Genomic DNA, 17,101 nt, shown 5'->3' with positions numbered 1-17,101 from the left:
TCCGATACAACCGAATAGGAACCTTAACTGCCGTCTACGGCGGACGTTCAAACTGCATGGGCAATTGCAACAAAAGGAGTGAATGAACGATGAAACGGCCCTATCACCCATTGCGATCCTTTTTTCTCCTTCTCCTGGCCATTCTGATCATGACCCCATCCATCCCTTTTTCTTCAACTGAAATATTCGCTGCCACGGATTCCCCACTTACCCTTATCGGGTACGAAGGACAAGGGACCAGCATCAGCAATCCCGTTCTTTATGGGGATCCCCGCATTACCCTGAGCGGATACTTCACCTCAGGAGTGACGGGGGAGAACCTTCGCATTAAGATTCTCACCAATAACGGCGCCACGGTAGATGACCTCGTGAGCCTTAACCCTGTCATCTCCGGAAACCAGTTTACCTTTAAGGATGTCTCCCTCAAGCCGGGGTTAAACGAAATCGTATTTTATGAACGGGTAGGAAGCGTAACCCGGGAACTCTATCATTTCTATGTGCAATATAACAACACCCCCTTGGTGACCGAACTTCGGGTGAATGACGTCCTGCTCCATGATCCGGCGGTAGACCCCTCCCCGACCCTCGTCGTCGTTCCGTCCGTGACCCGTCTTACCCTTACCCTGGACGGGAAAGTGAAGAACGCCGACGCCGTTGATGTAACCAACCGGAGAACCGGTGAAGTGATTCGAGGCGAGGTGATCAACGGGGTCCTCTCGGCAAAGATCCCCACGCTTTTGGGAGAGAATACATTAGACCTTAAAGTGTACAACCAGAACAAGGAAGTAACCCTCTTAAACCGCACCATTTTGGTGACGACCACCAGCTCCGGAGACGATCATTTGTTCTACCAAGTCGCTTTAGACGGAGTATCTCTTTCCGCCGACACCCCTCTTACGATCACAGGGAGCGGAGACACATCCTCCGGCCCCTTCGGTTTCACGGGAAAAGCCCTGCTCCGTTACTCCGACGCACCGGGACAGGTCTTTGATCATTTCACCCTTACCATTACCCAAGCGGACGACCCTACCGTGACAGAATCGATAACCCTGCCGCAGAAGACAAGTTCCACCGATCCAACCGGGTATGAATTTCTCGGCACTCCACAAACCGGTTTTAGCCAATATACCCTGACGGCCCAGATTCCCCAGACGCTCTCCTTCAGTCATGGGAAAACCTATACCCTAAAACTTTTCTACACCTATTTGGTGAACGGGTCACCCCAGACGGTGGAGGTGAAGAATTATCCCTATTCCTTTACCTACGTCAACAAGGACAGGCCCCGCTTCGGCAGCCTGATCAACACCCAGAGCGGCTCTCCCCTGTCGGACCAAGGGGAAAACCCCGTTTCCGCGTTTCCCCTTTCCTTAAGGGTCTATACCTTTAATATGGGGGATGCGAACAATCTTCCGATTACAGGGAATCTCTCCGTCTCTTATAATGGAACTGCCCTTACTGAGGGGACGGATTACTCTTTAAGCGATCTGAGATCGGAAGATGTAAATCAGAAGTTGAGTTCTTTTCTCCTGACATTGAGTAAACTGCCTACAGGAAGCGGTAGGTTGACGGTTCAGTACGATGACCCGAACGACACCATTCCTCCCGTATCGGTCACCTATCTCCTGCGGGTGGAAATCACCCCTTATGTGCAGCTTACCTATTTGGATGGGACCGATACGAAAATCTTCGAAGACGGCACGGAGATCCGAAGCTCCGATCAGCTAAAAACCCTGACGGGCAAAGTTTTCAATTACATCCTTAAGGCGGATAAATCGAATATCGGGGTGGAACTGAACGGGCAAAATCTCACTTCCGATTCTCGAATTACCGTGGACGCGAGCAACAATACCTTTACGATCCCGGATACGCTGCTTAAAGAAAAAATGGCCACGGGCAACAACCGGTTAAGGATCACCCTGACCGATGCTCCCCAGGTGACCTTTACTTATACGATCATTTATTTCACCGCCCAACTCCCCGAGATCTACGATGTAAAATTGGAGACGGAGCTAAACGGCAAGGTGAACGAATTGGTGAAGGGGGCCGCCGATCCCTCCTACCGGACCACGGCCTTATTCCTCCGCAGCTTCCAATTTAAAGTGAAGAATGCGACCAAGGTCTATGTGGAGAAAAACGGAAAACGGATCATCGACTATCTCTATGATGATGTGACGGATAAACGTTGGGAACTGGTGGAGTCGAACGAGTACAAGAGCGCGAAACAGGAAGTGGCTTTAAACAGCGACCTGGAGAGTTTCTTTATTAACCGCAATTTCCCGTCCACGTCCACAGGCAATCCTTTCTATGCCTCCATGAGCAGTTCCCAGTATGGTGACCTGGTGGCGGAAGTGGATGATGCGGTTACCGATCCGGCCAAAGCAGAGTCTCTCCTTGCCCTCTTCCCTCTCACTCTCGTAAAGCAGGGAATCACCACCTATACCATCGTGGCGGAAACCAGCCAAGGGACGGTTACCCGCTATAATGTGCAGATTGAACGAAACGCATCCGGTTGGGAAGTGATCTCGCCGGTCAAGGCGAAAGAAACCGATCCCTATATCGTGGTAAACGCCAATTCCGTTCCCATCCGCCTTTTTGCGGAGAATGCCTCCAAGGTGATGTTCGGAAAGACGGAGGCGAGTGTGCAGAACACCAGCAATCCGGATTTTTACTACGATGATAATCTGGGCCGCATGCTGCCGAAAACCTATTACGTCTTTGAAGCAACCGTTTCCTTGAAGCCGGGACTTAACCGTGTCCCCTTTACGGTGGAAATCGGCGGGCAAACATATAAGGATGAAGTGGTGATCTATAACGCCAATTCCAGCGTAAACGGGGCGGAATACCGGGATGTCCTGGGCAAGAATCTGAAGTTCTCCCCCTTTGATAAGAAAATCACCCTTACCTTCCCGAAAGGGACCGTCCTCTTCTCCCCTTCCAAGGACCGTGCAGGGGATGAAGTGAGGGATCCGCAAAGCGACATTTTCGTCGATGTGCCCCTCTATTTCGGGATCGCCGATCGGACCACGGGACAGGTAAACCTGTACGGCTTATCGATGGAATCCCGCTTGCAGCTCGATCCCAATTTCAGCTATGCCAGCGACCTCTTCTATATTGATGGGGGAGATACGGTGGCGCCGATGGGACGGGATCCTTATTTCTCCGATTTCGGGATTGTGAATAATGCTAAGGTTTATATGGATGAATTCCACGATCGATACCAGGATAATCTCGTTCCCAGCAACCGAGGGACGCTGACGCTCCAATATGATCCCAACATCGTTAACGCCACCGGAAACACTTTGACCGTCTTCTTTAACGACGGCAGCGGGTGGCAGAACATCGGCGGAGTGGTTGATACGGGGAAGAAGACCATTACCGTGCCCTTCGAACGTTTCGGCTATTACATGGTGATGAAGACGCGACAGACCTTCTCCGACGTGATTTATCACCCCTATGCCCGAAACGACATGGAAACCCTCTACGCGAAAGGAATCATGCCCAATTACAGCGGCAGCTCCTTTGGGGCGAACCGCTACATTACCCGGGGAGAGATGGCCACGATTCTCGTAAAGGCATTAGACCTCCCGATCAACGCCGGTCCCTATACGGACAGCTACGGCAGGTATCCGCTGGAACCTACCTTCTTCGATGTGCGCCCTGTTTATGATAAATGGGATTACGCATATAAATATGTGGAAACGGCGGCCCGCGCCGGAATCATCCGTGGCAAGGAGCCGGGCTATTTCCGTCCCGACGATCCTCTGACCCGGCAGGAGGCGGCGGTGATGATCGCCCGGGCGATGAACCTGAAACTTCCCAAGTCGCCGGAGGATGCGTTGAAACAGCTTGGCAAGGCCTTTACCGACTCCAACAAAATGGATTACTATGCGCTTCAGTCCATCGCTGCCGTCACCAAGGCGGGGCTGATGGTGGGCACCCCGAATGATCCGAAGGCGGCCAGGCCCACCTACTCCTTCTATCCGGAATCTTACCTCACCCGTGCCGACATGGCCGTCATCACGGTGCGGGTCATGATCCAGATGAAGAAACTGCCGAAACCGTAAGTAGGCGGTCGCGCACTGCTTTTGGAGGAGGATAACCGGTATCGGTCCCCCATGAATGCAGGGAGAAACGGAGTTTCTCCCTGCTTGATCTTATTTATTCCGTATCGTTTTCCATATTTTGATATAGGCAAACTATGAAGATTTTTTGGTTTCACCGCAACTTTTTCCCTTCCGGTACGTTTAATATAGTGTGACGGCAAGCAAACCATAAGAAGATTCGCAGATTGCTCTTTACGAATCACGGGGATTGCTAGTATAATGATAGAGTACCCCGTCATTGCTTGTCCCATGATGCGTATCGCATCAAACCTTTAGGTACTGAGAAAAATCCGAGCTCATCTCAGGAGAGGGGGTGAATACATAATGCGAGAACAGAGCCATTACTATTCTTTAAAACAAACGAAACGTGTTAGAGGAGGAGAAAAGAAGTCTATGAAGAAGAAATTATCTTCTTTGCTTGTGTTTGCCCTTGTCTTCACCATGCTCGTGCCGGCTTTTGCCTTCGCGGCAGAACAAGGGAAATACACTGATGTAAATGATACGAAACTCTCCAATGCTGTTGAACGTCTCTCCGTTCTCGGCGTATTGAACGGGTATCCGGACGGCACCTTTAGACCGGATCAGCCTATTACCCGTGCGGAGTTTTCGAAGATTGTCGTAGCTGTTCTTGGCTTGAGCGACGCAGCTAAGATGTCTGTGGCTAACACCAAATTTAAAGATGTTAAAGCGGATAACTGGGCATCCGGCTACATTAATGTAGGGGTAGATCAAAACCTCTTTAAAGGGTATACGGATGGAACCTTTAAGCCGGACAGGAATGTAAGCCAGGCTGAAGTTTTGGCGGTTTTAATCCGTGCCCTTGGGTACGATGCCACTGTTACCGGTTCTTGGCCGGCAAATTATGTTGTAAAAGCCTATGATTTGTCCCTCACTAAAGGAGTGACAGTCACAGCTACCAGTGCTGCTACCCGGGCCCAAGTTGCCCTCTTGGCGGATAATGCATTGGACATCTACAAGTGGGGATTAATTTCAACCAACAATAAGGGCGAATTGGTTTACGGACAAACAGATAAAACCCTTCTTACCGACAACCTTGGGGTAACGGTAATTCCATCCAGGGATGTTAGCGAGGGAGTAATCTTAACCCGAGTACCGGGCATGTTTGGTGCACCAAGTGACAAGATTACTGTTACCGAAGCCGCCTATGGTGGTTGGGTATCAACCTATTCTCTGGACAGCAATTTTAAGGTTGACCTATCCAAGCTGGGGCATTCTGTTAAAATCTATAGCAACTCCAACGGCAAAGTCTTCTACACACAAGATGTAACCACCGCCGATCAGGTAGTGACGGGGAAAGTCACGAACATTGGAACAGGGACTATTGAGGTTGATGGTACGGAATACAAACTTGATAGTTCGTATTATGTTTTCCTTAACAGGGTAGCTGCTGCTCTTGGAAACTTGAAGGTTTCCGATGATAACCTGGAAGGAAGTTCCGTTACCCTCATCCTTAACAGCAACGGGAAGGTTCAGGCTGTGATTGGTGAAAATTACCAAGGTCCAGAAGTTGTTTCCGAAGTAGACACCAAGAACAACAAACTTATTCTTACCGATTCACCAACAATTAGTGTTGATGATTATGACCAAGTAACCATTATCCGTAATGGAGAAGAAGCCAAATTTACGGATCTCCAGAAAGATGATGTGGTTCAGTACTATACTTCTGCTGATAAAAAGGAACTTGTTCTCTACGCGACATCCAATCCTGTAACCGGAACGTTTGAACGTTTTGTTACTTCAGGAGATGGATACGGCAAACAATCCATCTATGTAGACGGTAAGAAATATTTGCTTAACAAGAATACGCCGATCGACGTAGATAATGGAGACAATTTGCTAGTAGACGAATTGGGCAACTTTGTTGACAAGAATGTAACCTTGTTCCTTGACAAGGACGGAAAGGTTGCCGGAATTAAGACGAATAGCGGCACCACCACCTCAACAAACTATGCTGTAATTCTTGGTAGCCAGAAATATGACCTTTATAATGCCACAGTTGTAGAAATTTCAGACCGCGACGGCAAAGAGAAAGTATTGGATCTGGCTAAGAAGCTGACGGTTGAAGATAAGACGGTAACACCCACGACAACTGTAAGTGTAACCAATAGCTATAACCAAGATTTGAGTGACATTTACAGTAAATTATCCGCTGGGGATCTTATCACCTACAGCTTGGATGATAACGGTAATATCAGCAAGATCCAGCTCCTCGCAGACAACTTCACTTTCTCTGCTCTCAACATCAACAAAAAGGCAAGCACCGTAAACGGTATTATCGTCGATGACAACACCGTAATTCTCGGTCTGGCTGCCCCCGGTGATTATGTTGCCGCTACAAGAGACCAACTGCTCAATGCATCTGGAAGCTATTCCGGTTATATTTATTCGTCAGGTGGCTTCGCTAAGGTTATTCTTGTGAATAGCCAAATTGCATCGAATAGTAGCTATGCCTATGTACTGAGCCGGTATAAGAGCAGTGATATCTACCTCAGCTTGCTGGATTCCAGCGGTGCGACAAAGAACTATAAAGGATCTGTCCTTGATGACGTATATCAAGGGAAAAATGTGATCGGTGGAGACGTCGTTGAGTACACGACCGACGGAACAGATTTCGTTTCAGTTCACGAATTGAATTACCTCGGTAAGAACTATGGTACTGACGCCAATGGTAATTTACTGAGCGCTACACCTTATGTAGTTTCCAAAAACGGCAATGTGTTGACGGTTCGCTTCTATGATGAAAATAACGTGAAAGTTGAATTTACCGTAGTCGTGACCGATGACACTGTCGTTTATGATGCAACAGGTGACGATGTGGTGCTATCTTCGATCGGCGATCTAGCAAAGGGTCAAACCTTAAAGATTTACAGCAGCACAACATATAAAGATACTAATTATGCATCAAAGGCTGCTTTAAGTGCAGATGGGGCAACGTTTGTTGCAGACGTGATTGTGATTACCGAGTAGCCGTAGAATGATAGCATGAAGCCAAATGTGGGGTATCTTCGGATGCCCCACTTTTTTTATGATTTCTCATGTTTTTCATTTTATCCGCCTTGAGACTGATTTTCCTCCCTGCGCTTCTCTGTATACTTATTGATATATTGATGAAAGCGAGACTTTTTTAAGGTAATGGAGGGGGCTTACGATGAATCGGTCTTTATTTAATAAATTGGCTCTTCTAGGGTTCATTATTTCAGTTCTCGTTATGCAACCTTTTTTTTCATATGGAGAAGAAAAAGATTGGGAGCCTATTACTCTCGAACAGGCGATTCAACAGGCCATCATAAATGATCCGGATTTAAAAGAAATGGACCTGGATAAAGAGTTATACAAATCTGCAAATGAAAAAATGATGGACATGGGAAGGAAATTAGATGTTGAGATTGAGGAGATGGTGAACGAACAACATGCAAATCCCATGAATCCTAAAGCGAAAGGGGAGATTCGGGCAGAACTGTATGAGATGAAGTACCAGGGAGAAAAGCTGTTACATTCATTGGAAATGATGGATCAAAAGAAAGAATTTAAGAAATTAGAGATAAAACTAGAAACAGAAACGGCTTATTTTGATTATTTAAACGCAAAACACCAGCTGGATGTGGTTCAGCAAGCCTATGAGAACGCAAAAAATCGACTGGATATGGCCCGCCGCTCAATGGAAGCAGGAGTAGAATCGAAATATTCTCTCCTTCAAGCAGAGTCTAAGGTAAAGGAGCTAGAGATCCAGTTGGAGCAAGCAAAGACAAACCTTTCTCTAAATGCGATGGCATTCAATTCACGTATCGGAAATTCCCTAAGTGAACCGGTAAATGTGGTGGAATTCGAAAAAGATCTCCCGATACTAACTACAACCCTCTCGGATTTGGTCAAAACCGCACTTCAGAAGCGAATTGACCACCAAATCTTGCTCTCTGATGAGTCCTTCGCAGAAAAGATATCACAAACTTATCAGAAATATTATTACAATTTCTATGATGGAGGAGAAAAGGCCAAAAAAGAGAAAGAGTTAGAAGCGGAAAAAGCAAAATTAGAAGTAGAAAAGAGCCAAAAAGCCATTACATTACAAGTTTCACAGAGCTATACCTTTTACCAGAACGCATTACTTCAGATGAAAATTTCCAAAGAGCGGGTGGCTCGTTCGGAAGAAGCTTACAAATTGATGGAGGTCCGCTACGAAAACGGTCTTGTCCCCCTTCAGGACCTTCTTGATGCCCGTTTGGAACTTACCCAAGCTCAAGTGGATGAAACAAATCAAATTTACCAAGTTTGGATCGCTTATTCACGCTTGGGAAATACAGTGGGAACAATTCTTTATTAAAAATGAAGTATAGGTAGTTAAAATCAAACGATTAGAAAAAGAGCGTTGAACAGAAAGAATCATACATACGAACGATTTTTAAGGGCTTGACTTATTAAATTATTAAAAAGGTATGTATCTTGAAAAGAAATAGGAGGGAGATAATGCAAAAAAAAATTAATTTTGCGATTTTTACCTTGTTTATGGTGGTTTCAATTGTTGGCTGTTCCCCGACAGCCCCCACCACCGATACACAGGATGAACCGCCATCCATCCCCGTAGAGGTGGTTATCGTGAGTAAGGAGAAGACGGGAACCGGAAAAAATTATACCGGAAGTTTTACGCCCATCAAGGACTATACGATTCTACCAAAATTTGCGGGTAAGCTTCTGACGCTTTCGGTAGAAAAAGGGGAGGAGGTTAAGGCGGGGCAAATATTGGCAACGTTGGATACCTCCGACGTAGAACAGCAAGTAAAACAAGCGAAAGCCCAATTAGACAGCGCCAAGGCCAACTATAACCAAGGACTCGCCAATCATAAGACAGGGATTACCCAAGCGGAGCTAAACCAACAGAACGCGGAGAGAAATTACAATGAGGCGAAGAAACAAGCGGACCGGATGAAGAATCTGAAGGATTCGGGAGCCATATCCACCAGCGAATGGGAGCAGGCGGAGAATGCCCTCCGCCAGGCGGAGAGCGCCTTAAAACTGGCCCAGGAGCAGCTTGCCACAGCCAAGGGGGACGCAGGACTTAAAGCGATGGAAGCCACCGTCAACCAGGCTCAGGTCGCCTATGAGACGGCCCTGAGGAATCTTTCCGATGCCCGCATCACTTCACCCATCGACGGGGAAGTGGCGGAGATCAATGGAGATGTTGGGGAGATGGTAAGCCCTTCCGCTCCCTTCATCCGGGTGATTGACCGTGCCGAGATGCTCTTCACCTTCACGGTGTGGGAGCAGGACCTCCTTCGTCTTCAGAAAGGGATGGAGGTGGTGATTCAGGTCCCCTCCTTGCAGAAGAAAGTGAACGGAACGATTCGTTTCATCGGGATTACGCCTGTTCAGAACACCAAGACCTATCCGGTGGAAGTGTCGGTGAAAAACGAAGATAAGCTCCTTTCCGCAGGCTTAACGGGAGAAGCGCGGCTAACCATCCCTGGTCAAGAGTATCTCGTCGTTCCCAACGACGCTCTCTTGGAAAAAGAGGGGAAAACCTATGTCTATATCGTAAAGGGTGACGAAGCCCTTCTTCAGGAGGTCACCGTAGAGACATTGGACAGCGCCCGTTCCATCGTGAAAGCAGGATTGAAGGAAGGAGACCGCGTGGTTACCAAAGGGAAGTACTCCTTATCTGATAAGGCAAAGATTAAGATCGTGGCGGGTGCGGGACAATGAAGAGATGGATTGAACTTTCCGTCCGCCGCCCCATCGGGGTGATCATGCTCGTCATAGCCATCCTGGTATTGGGCTATGTATCGTTAGGCAAACTCTCCATCGATCTGTATCCGGAGATTAAGGCCCCAATTGGCCTCGTCGCCGTAAGCTATCCGGGAGCTGCACCGGAGGATGTGGAGAAGATGGTGATAAAGCCCCTGGAAGGTTCCCTGGGAACATTGGAGGGATTAACGAGCCTCCGATCACAGGCCTCTACCGGATCCGCCATCCTCATCATGGAATTCGATTGGGGCACCAATATGGAATCGAAGTCGTTGGAGATTCGAGAAAAAGTGGATGCCGTGAAGGGACTGCTTCCGAAAGAGGCCGAGGAACCGAGGGTCCTCAAATTTGACCTTCAAGCGATTCCCATCATGCAGCTTTCCGTCTCGGGGAGCACCGATCTGGATCGCTTGACGCAGATTACGGAAAACCAAATTCAGCCCTTTTTGGAACGGACCACCGGGGTGGCGAGCGTCAACGTGAACGGGGTTCGCAAGAAGGAGGTGGTGGTTGAGGCGGATCCGGTGAAACTGCAGCAATATCATCTCTCCCTGATGCAAATCTCCCAGACGTTAAGCGGAGAAAACCTAAGCATCACCGCCGGGAATATGACAAAAGGGAGCCAGGAGCTTTCCCTGCGCATCAATGGGGAGTACCAATCGGTTGAAGATATACGACAGCTCCTCATCCCCACTCCCTTGGGAAAAAGCATTCCCCTGGAGGAGATCGCTTCCGTCAAAGAACAGTTGGCGAAGGAGACTTCCATCGCCAAAGTGAACGGAACTCCTTCTCTAAGCATCGATTTAATGAAGAAATCGGGGGGGAATACCGTAGAGGTTTCCAATGCCATCCTGAAGACATTGGAACGGATCAAGCCCACGCTGCCGGATGGGGTGAAGGTGGATGTGGTCTACGACCTTTCCACCTACATCAAGCAGTCGATCCGGAATGTGAACGACAACATGATCCTAGGAGGGGTATTGGCCATCCTCATTCTTTACCTCTTCCTGCGGAATCTCCGCTCCACTTTTGTCATCGCCCTTTCTCTTCCTTTCTCTGTGATTAGCACCTTTCTCCTCCTTTATTTTTATGGAGAGAACCTGAATATGCTCACCTTGGGGGGGCTTGCCCTGGGGATCGGGATGATGACCGATAGTTCCATCGTGATTTTGGAAAATATCTTTAAAAAGCGGGAACAAAATTTCGAAATGAAAGAGGCGGCCATCACCGGGGCGAGTGAAGTGGCCGGGGCGGTAATCGCTTCTGCCCTCACCTCTATCGCCGTTTTTCTTCCCATCGTTTTTGTGAGCGGATTGGCGGGGGAGCTCTTCCGCCCGCTTGCGGTTACGGTCTCCTTTTCCAATTTCGCCGCTTTGGTGGTGGCGTTAACCTTGGTTCCCACCCTAGCCGGTTTGCTTTTAAAGAAGGTAAATCCCGTCTCGTCCTTAGTACGGCCCAAATCAATCGGTTGGGCGAGCTACCTGATGGCCAAAGGACTTGATCGCCTGACCGGTCTGTATAAGCGGATCATTCGTTTTGCCCTGCGGCACCGTCTTACGGTACTTCTCCTCTCCTTTTTCCTGGTCATCGCCTCCTTTGCTCTTATCCCCTTGATCGGGACGGAGTTTATGCCCGCATTTGACCAGGGAGAAATCAATGTTGATGTAGAACTTCCATGGGGGACGCTCCTGTCTGAAACGAACCGGGTGGTGGATGATCTGGCGAGAAAGATCGGAAAGATTCCCGAAGTGAAAACCCTCTTCACCACCGCAGGAGGGGGTGGGACTTTCTCCATGTCACCTTCATCCAACAGTCATATGGGGAACCTCTACGTCCAACTCGTACCCCTCGCCGAGAGGAAGAGGACGACGGCAGAGGTGATGGAGGAGATCCGCACCCTAGGGAAAGCGTACGCGGATGCCACGATCACCGTCTCCGATATCCAAAGCGGTGGATTCGGTCAAGGCACGTCCATCCAAATCCAGCTAAAAGGGAATGAACTCCCCGTCCTCGCCGACCTCTCTTCTTCCATTACGAAGCTGATCGGAGAGATTCCCGGGATACGCAATGTAAAGTCGACGGCGGAGGAGAATAAGCCGGAGCTTGAGATCCGCGTCGACAGAAATCTTCTGGACTATTATGGCGTCTCCTTTGCCCAGGTGATGAATGAAGTGCGGGCGGCTGTCGACGGACAGCTCGCTACCCGCTATCGGGTGAACGGGGAAGAGATCGATGTCCGGGTGACCCTCCCGGAGGAAGCAAAGAATGACCTGGCGAAGGTGGAGAATCTTCCCGTTCCGACCACTCAGGGAGGGTATCTCCCTCTCTCGGCAGTGGCGAAACTGGTAGAGGGTGAGATTCCTGCCCAGATCAACCGGGAGAACCAGTCAAGGACGGTGGAGATCACGGCGGATCTTTTTGGCGTGGATTTGGGAAAGGTGACGGCCGAGATTCAGAAGAAGCTATCCACTTTACAGATGCCGGAAGGTTATTCATACACGATGGGCGGGCAATATGAGCAGATGATGGATTCCTTCAGCCAATTGGCCCTCGCCCTGGTTCTCGCCGTCTTCCTCGTTTACCTGGTCATGGCGGTTCAGTTTGAGGCGATTACCTATCCCCTCGTCATCATGTTCTCCATGCCCGCGACGGTGATCGGGGTGGTCCTCGGCCTGGTTATAACGGGCAGGACTTTTAGCGTTCCTGCCTTCATCGGCCTGATTATCCTGGCCGGGATCGTGGTGAACAACGCCATCGTTCTGGTCGATTATGTGAACCTCCTGCGCAGCCGGGGAATGGAACGGGAGGAAGCCCTGGTGGAAGGCGGTTCCAGCCGGCTCCGCCCCATCCTCATGACGACGCTCACCACCATCCTGGGGATGCTTCCTCTCTCCCTCGGAATCGGGGAAGGTTCGGAGTCCCAAGCGCCTTTGGCCACCGTCGTCATCTTCGGCCTTACCACCTCTACCCTTGTGACCCTCGTCCTGATCCCGGTGGTCTATACCTATTTTGACGGGCTGGAGACTAGGATCAAGAACCTCGGGAAGAGGCGGAAAAGGGGAAAGATCGAGGAGAAAAGTCTCGAGATCTGAGCAGATCGAGATGAAAAACCCCCGTCATCCGCAAATGATGACGGGGGTTTTTAGGTGGTGGGGGCATTTACGTTGCGAGGAATCGGAATCATACTTTGTTTCTCTAAGTGCTGCCACGCCTTACGTATATGATTTTCTTTCAATGTTCTCTTTTTATATGGACTCCATTCCTGAACTTCTTTTATTACTTCATCTACATTGTTGGAAATAGAAGGCTTCTCTTTCATGACCCAATGAACGGTACCAAGTAGTTCCATCCCGTAAGGCGTTTCAAATCCTCTAATCACTTCACTTACTCGATCTAAACGGCGCAACGCTTCATCCTTATTCGCCAAGAATTCTCTCGCCTCCTTTACCGAGTCAGGGAGCAGGTAGATTTGAGCATCCCTATTGCGATCCCCATACCCTCGAATGTAATGACCTTCCAATTTTTGAAGGACAAAGTTTAAATTTTCGGCATAAGGTCCATGATAATAACGCTTATAATTTAATTTTAAGGGTTGGCCAGTTTCCTGAAGGAAGTAAGCAAGTTTTTGGATCTCCAACAAGGTAAGCGTATAACCTGGAATGGAATAGTGATCGAGTAAGGCAATCAGCAAGGCTCGTGAATCCGTTAAATCAGGTTTTTTAGTTCCAATTTTCAATTTATCGGGATCTGGACTTCCGGTAGGAAGATATAAACGAACATGAACATCCGGTAACTCTTCAAAAGCATTTTCAATTTTTGGTCTTACTTCTTCCCAGTTAAGACCACCGTTCCCACATCCTAAAGGAGGAATGGCAATCGATTGAATGCCCAGGCTTTTTACTTCTTTCACCAATGCTTGAAGTCCTGTTTCAATGTACTTCATTTTTGATTTCTCACGCCAATGTTGTTTGGTGGGGAAATTGATAATATATTTAGGATTGACCATTCCTAAGGGGACAGTTAATACGTCCCCGATATTAAATTTCTTTGCACGACAGGCTTTTTCATAGATCCTGTAATTTTCCGGATAAGCCTGTTTAAATTGCAGAGCGATCCCCTTACCCATGACGCCAACTGTGTTAACCGTATTCACGAATGCCTCTGCATTATCTTGTAAAAGATTTCCTTTCTTATATTCAATCATCATCATGCACCTCCTTTTCAGAAGTACCACTCTCTTTTAATGTGAACAGGTATTTTGCTGTCAAAGTGGTCTAATATAGATTGTACTTCTTGTTGCCTTTTCTTATTCAGGACACCAATTTCTTGAACTGCAGACCATGGGAAAAAATGATGGACTAAAAACTCTGCTTGCCTACGGCGTCTCCGATCATTATCTTCTGGAGTATCACTCCAATAAATAGCACTCATTAGTTTCCAATCGATGTTACGTAATTCATATAATTTGTTATAAAATTCAGAGTAATACATGATTGCATGACCGTCCGTAAACACCCATCCCATACCGCGATCAACAGCGATTTGTACGGTGGACTTGATGTAAATCAAAGGTTCTTGCCCTTCATTATATCCTTCTACATTACCTCGTGTGATCGAGTAAAGCATTGGTGATCTTGGAGCAAAGTAAAAAGGAACATAATCGTGGAGAGTGCCATTCGGTGATAATGGAACACGAGTAGTAGCTCTCTGATCTTGTATGCTTTGGTGAGCGAGATTAACATATTCCACATTTTTTTGTTTGATTAGATTGTGCGCCTTTAATCCTTGGTCTTTCAGGATTTTTCTCAGATTTGCAATATGCGTCATGTGGTAGATGGGTGTTGGAACAGGGTAATCATGACTCATATAACTGGATCTCCGCACAAAAGTTTAAAAGATAAGTTGAAAGTACATGCCTTTCTTATAGTGATGTTCCGTTATCTACGTTCCAGTATCTTCGTTGTCATGATTTTGTCATCCAAAAGCCAAACAGAAACATATATTTAACTCTCATTATAAACTTTTTGGGGGTGTATATCAATTAATTAAGAATAGATCACAATTTGGCGTATCTTTATAGGGAGAAGTAATTGATTCTCCCTCTCTTTTTGATGAGGTAGTTTTTGTGAAATGATATTGGCATTATAGGCAGATTTGAACGTGAGTTGTACTTGTGATGCTGGGAACATGGGATTATTCAGGGATTGATGCTTTTTGGATCCTACGGAGCATGATATACTGAAATCAAAGATATGGAAGGTGAGTGTAAGGGGGTGGCCGTTATGGATGATAAGAAAAAAGGAAAGGAGACCGTCTCAGAACCTCTCGTCACCTATGAAGTTTATGCCAACCTGCCCGACGACGGCAACCGCTATGAAGTGGCGAGCGGCAGGCTGGAATTGATCAGCCCAAGTCCTGGGGTCATTCACCAAACCCTTAGTTACGAGCTTCAGTACCGGTTAAATTCCACGTGCAGACAAGAGTATGTGATCATCGGTGCGCCCATCGATGTAATTCTCTCCGATGCGGAGGTGCGTCAGCCTGACTTGGTGATGGTGCATCGCTCTAGGATCTCCATCATCACCAACCGGGGAATAGAAGGCAGCCCCGATTTGGTGGTGGAAATCACATCGGAACACTCCCGCAGGCGGGATAAGGTGGAGAAGAGGAGGGTGTATGCCGAATACGGGGTCCCCGAATACTGGATTCTGGATTTGACCAACTTTACCCTGGAGCAATATATCCTAACGGACAAGGTGTATGATCTGGCGGATGTTTATGCGGGGGAGGATCGGGTGCGGTCGGACAAGATTCCGTGCGTATCCTTCACCATGAATGATCTGACGAGGGAATTGCCGGAAATCCGGTGATGATTATAAATACCCCATTTCATCAAACATCAGAACCATTGGTTTTAGCATGACACGATGCTTTTTACTTGCTTTCCTTCCAGGTCGGCACTTCGTAGTTGAGTACCAAATTATAGGCTGTCATAAAATGCGTTTTTTACCCTCTTGTTATACCCCCTTACGATCGGATCACCTCCATTTTGATCGAAACTGCTGGATCTGTTTTTCAAATCCCCGGAGAACCGGGAAATGAATATTTTCTTTTCGATCTTTAAAGACATTGATCAAGTTCTGGACCAATTAGCCCTTACCATCGATCAAGAAACGGCCAAAAAACTCCTGGAGTCCGGCAAGGGGCTAACCGTGAAAAACAATGGGGCGGACATTCAGATTCCGGCGGCTTCCCTATCCGCGTTCGTCGGGGCAGACGGCACCTTCACCTTGACCATTAAGGTGGAGAAGGCGAAGGAAGGAGCTGGAGTAACCATCCAGGCTGCCTCTGCCGCAACGGTTGTCTCCCCGATCCTCACCATCGGTGAGCCTGGAACCGCCCTGAAAGAGCCCCTCGTCCTCACCTTGAAGTTAAAGGATGAAGCGGCCAAAGATGCCCGCAAGGTGGGTCCGTACAGTCGCACTACTTCCGGTGCTTGGTCTTATGTGGGGAACCTTAAGGATCGTCAGGCGAATGCCTTCACGGTGAAGACCTCCACACTCGGTACCTTTGCCCTGATCGAATATGCGAAGAGCTTCGATGACATCGCCAATCATTGGGCTAAGGATGCTGTGGAAGTGATGGCTTCCCAGAACATTGTGAAGGGGAGTTCCGCGAATACCTTCAATCCGGAGGGGAAAGTAACCCGGGCAGAGTTTGCAACCATGCTCGTTCGTGCCCTTGGGCTCTCTGCGAAGGGCGCTTACACCGGCCAATTTACCGATGTGAAGGAGAGCGACTGGTTTGCAGGCAGCGTGGAGGCTGCGGCAAAAGCAGGGATTATCCGGGGCAGCGGCGGCAAATTTAATCCCAATGCATCGGTAACCAGGGAAGAGATGACGGTCATGCTGATCCGTGCCTTAGGGTTGACCGATCAAGCGGCCGGGCTTACTCCCTCCTTCTCCGATGCAGGCTCCGTCGCAACATGGGCGAAGGAAGCCGTTGTCCTCGCGCAACAGAAAGGATTGATTAGCGGGATAGGCAATAACCTCTTTGCGCCCAAGGGCATTTCGAAGAGAGCGGAGGCGGCAACGCTCCTCTTCCGCCTCATGGATGCCTTCCGGAAATAGCCTCGGTCAAAAAGAGATGCAGAAAGACGCCTATAGGTAAACGTAAAAGCAGTCTCATGCGGCAGTCTCATGCAGACTGCTTTTTTCTTTTCCAAACAAGATGGGAGG

General features: G+C 48.2%; 9 protein-coding genes. 7 read left to right on the top strand and 2 right to left on the bottom strand.

Annotation, left to right across the window (positions count from 1 at the left end):
• The first annotated feature begins 89 nt into the window (after positions 1-89).
• From THEAE_RS21650 to THEAE_RS0117600, 5 genes are all read left to right on the top strand, one after another.
• Positions 90-4,064, top strand: coding sequence for an S-layer homology domain-containing protein (locus tag THEAE_RS21650; RefSeq protein ID WP_052330141.1), 3,975 nt, complete (start codon positions 90-92; stop codon positions 4,062-4,064).
• A gap of 363 nt (positions 4,065-4,427) precedes the next feature.
• Positions 4,428-7,091 carry an S-layer homology domain-containing protein gene (locus THEAE_RS0117615; RefSeq protein ID WP_028988336.1) on the top strand — a complete coding sequence of 888 codons (2,664 nt, stop codon included), beginning with the start codon at positions 4,428-4,430 and terminating at the stop codon, positions 7,089-7,091.
• A gap of 181 nt (positions 7,092-7,272) precedes the next feature.
• Positions 7,273-8,445 (top strand): TolC family protein, encoded by a 1,173-nt coding sequence (locus THEAE_RS0117610; RefSeq protein ID WP_028988335.1) that lies wholly within the window; start codon positions 7,273-7,275, stop codon positions 8,443-8,445.
• A 143-nt stretch (positions 8,446-8,588) separates the two neighbouring features.
• Complete coding sequence (locus THEAE_RS0117605) at positions 8,589-9,821, top strand: efflux RND transporter periplasmic adaptor subunit (protein WP_028988334.1); 1,233 nt, start codon at positions 8,589-8,591, stop codon at positions 9,819-9,821.
• Entirely contained in the window at positions 9,818-12,955 is a 3,138-nt protein-coding gene (locus tag THEAE_RS0117600; protein ID WP_028988333.1) for an efflux RND transporter permease subunit, read from the top strand. Before THEAE_RS0117605 ends, THEAE_RS0117600 begins: the two co-directional genes overlap by 4 nt.
• Positions 12,956-13,005: 50 nt before the next feature.
• On the opposite strand, the gene darG is transcribed toward THEAE_RS0117600, so the two are convergent.
• Positions 13,006-14,067 carry a type II toxin-antitoxin system antitoxin DNA ADP-ribosyl glycohydrolase DarG gene (gene darG, locus THEAE_RS21645; protein WP_039945492.1) on the bottom strand — a complete coding sequence of 354 codons (1,062 nt, stop codon included), beginning with the start codon at positions 14,065-14,067 and terminating at the stop codon, positions 13,006-13,008.
• 17 nt (positions 14,068-14,084) lie between these two features.
• A complete protein-coding gene (gene darT, locus THEAE_RS0117590) occupies positions 14,085-14,729 on the bottom strand; it encodes a type II toxin-antitoxin system toxin DNA ADP-ribosyl transferase DarT (protein ID WP_028988332.1) in 645 nt (214 codons plus the stop codon).
• A 416-nt stretch (positions 14,730-15,145) separates the two neighbouring features.
• On the opposite strand from darT, the gene THEAE_RS0117585 reads away from it, so the two are divergent.
• On the top strand, positions 15,146-15,733 hold the full coding sequence (locus tag THEAE_RS0117585; RefSeq protein ID WP_028988331.1) for a Uma2 family endonuclease: 588 nt from the start codon (positions 15,146-15,148) through the stop codon (positions 15,731-15,733).
• 228 nt (positions 15,734-15,961) lie between these two features.
• On the top strand, positions 15,962-16,993 hold the full coding sequence (locus THEAE_RS0117580) for an S-layer homology domain-containing protein (protein WP_028988330.1): 1,032 nt from the start codon (positions 15,962-15,964) through the stop codon (positions 16,991-16,993).
• Positions 16,994-17,101: the final 108 nt, after the last annotated feature.

Origin of the sequence: Thermicanus aegyptius DSM 12793, assembly GCF_000510645.1 — a bacterium.
Taxonomy (GTDB): domain Bacteria; phylum Bacillota; class Bacilli; order Thermicanales; family Thermicanaceae; genus Thermicanus; species Thermicanus aegyptius.
The sequence above is the reverse complement of the archived record's forward strand: the minus strand, read 5'-3'. Positions and strand labels throughout refer to the sequence as shown.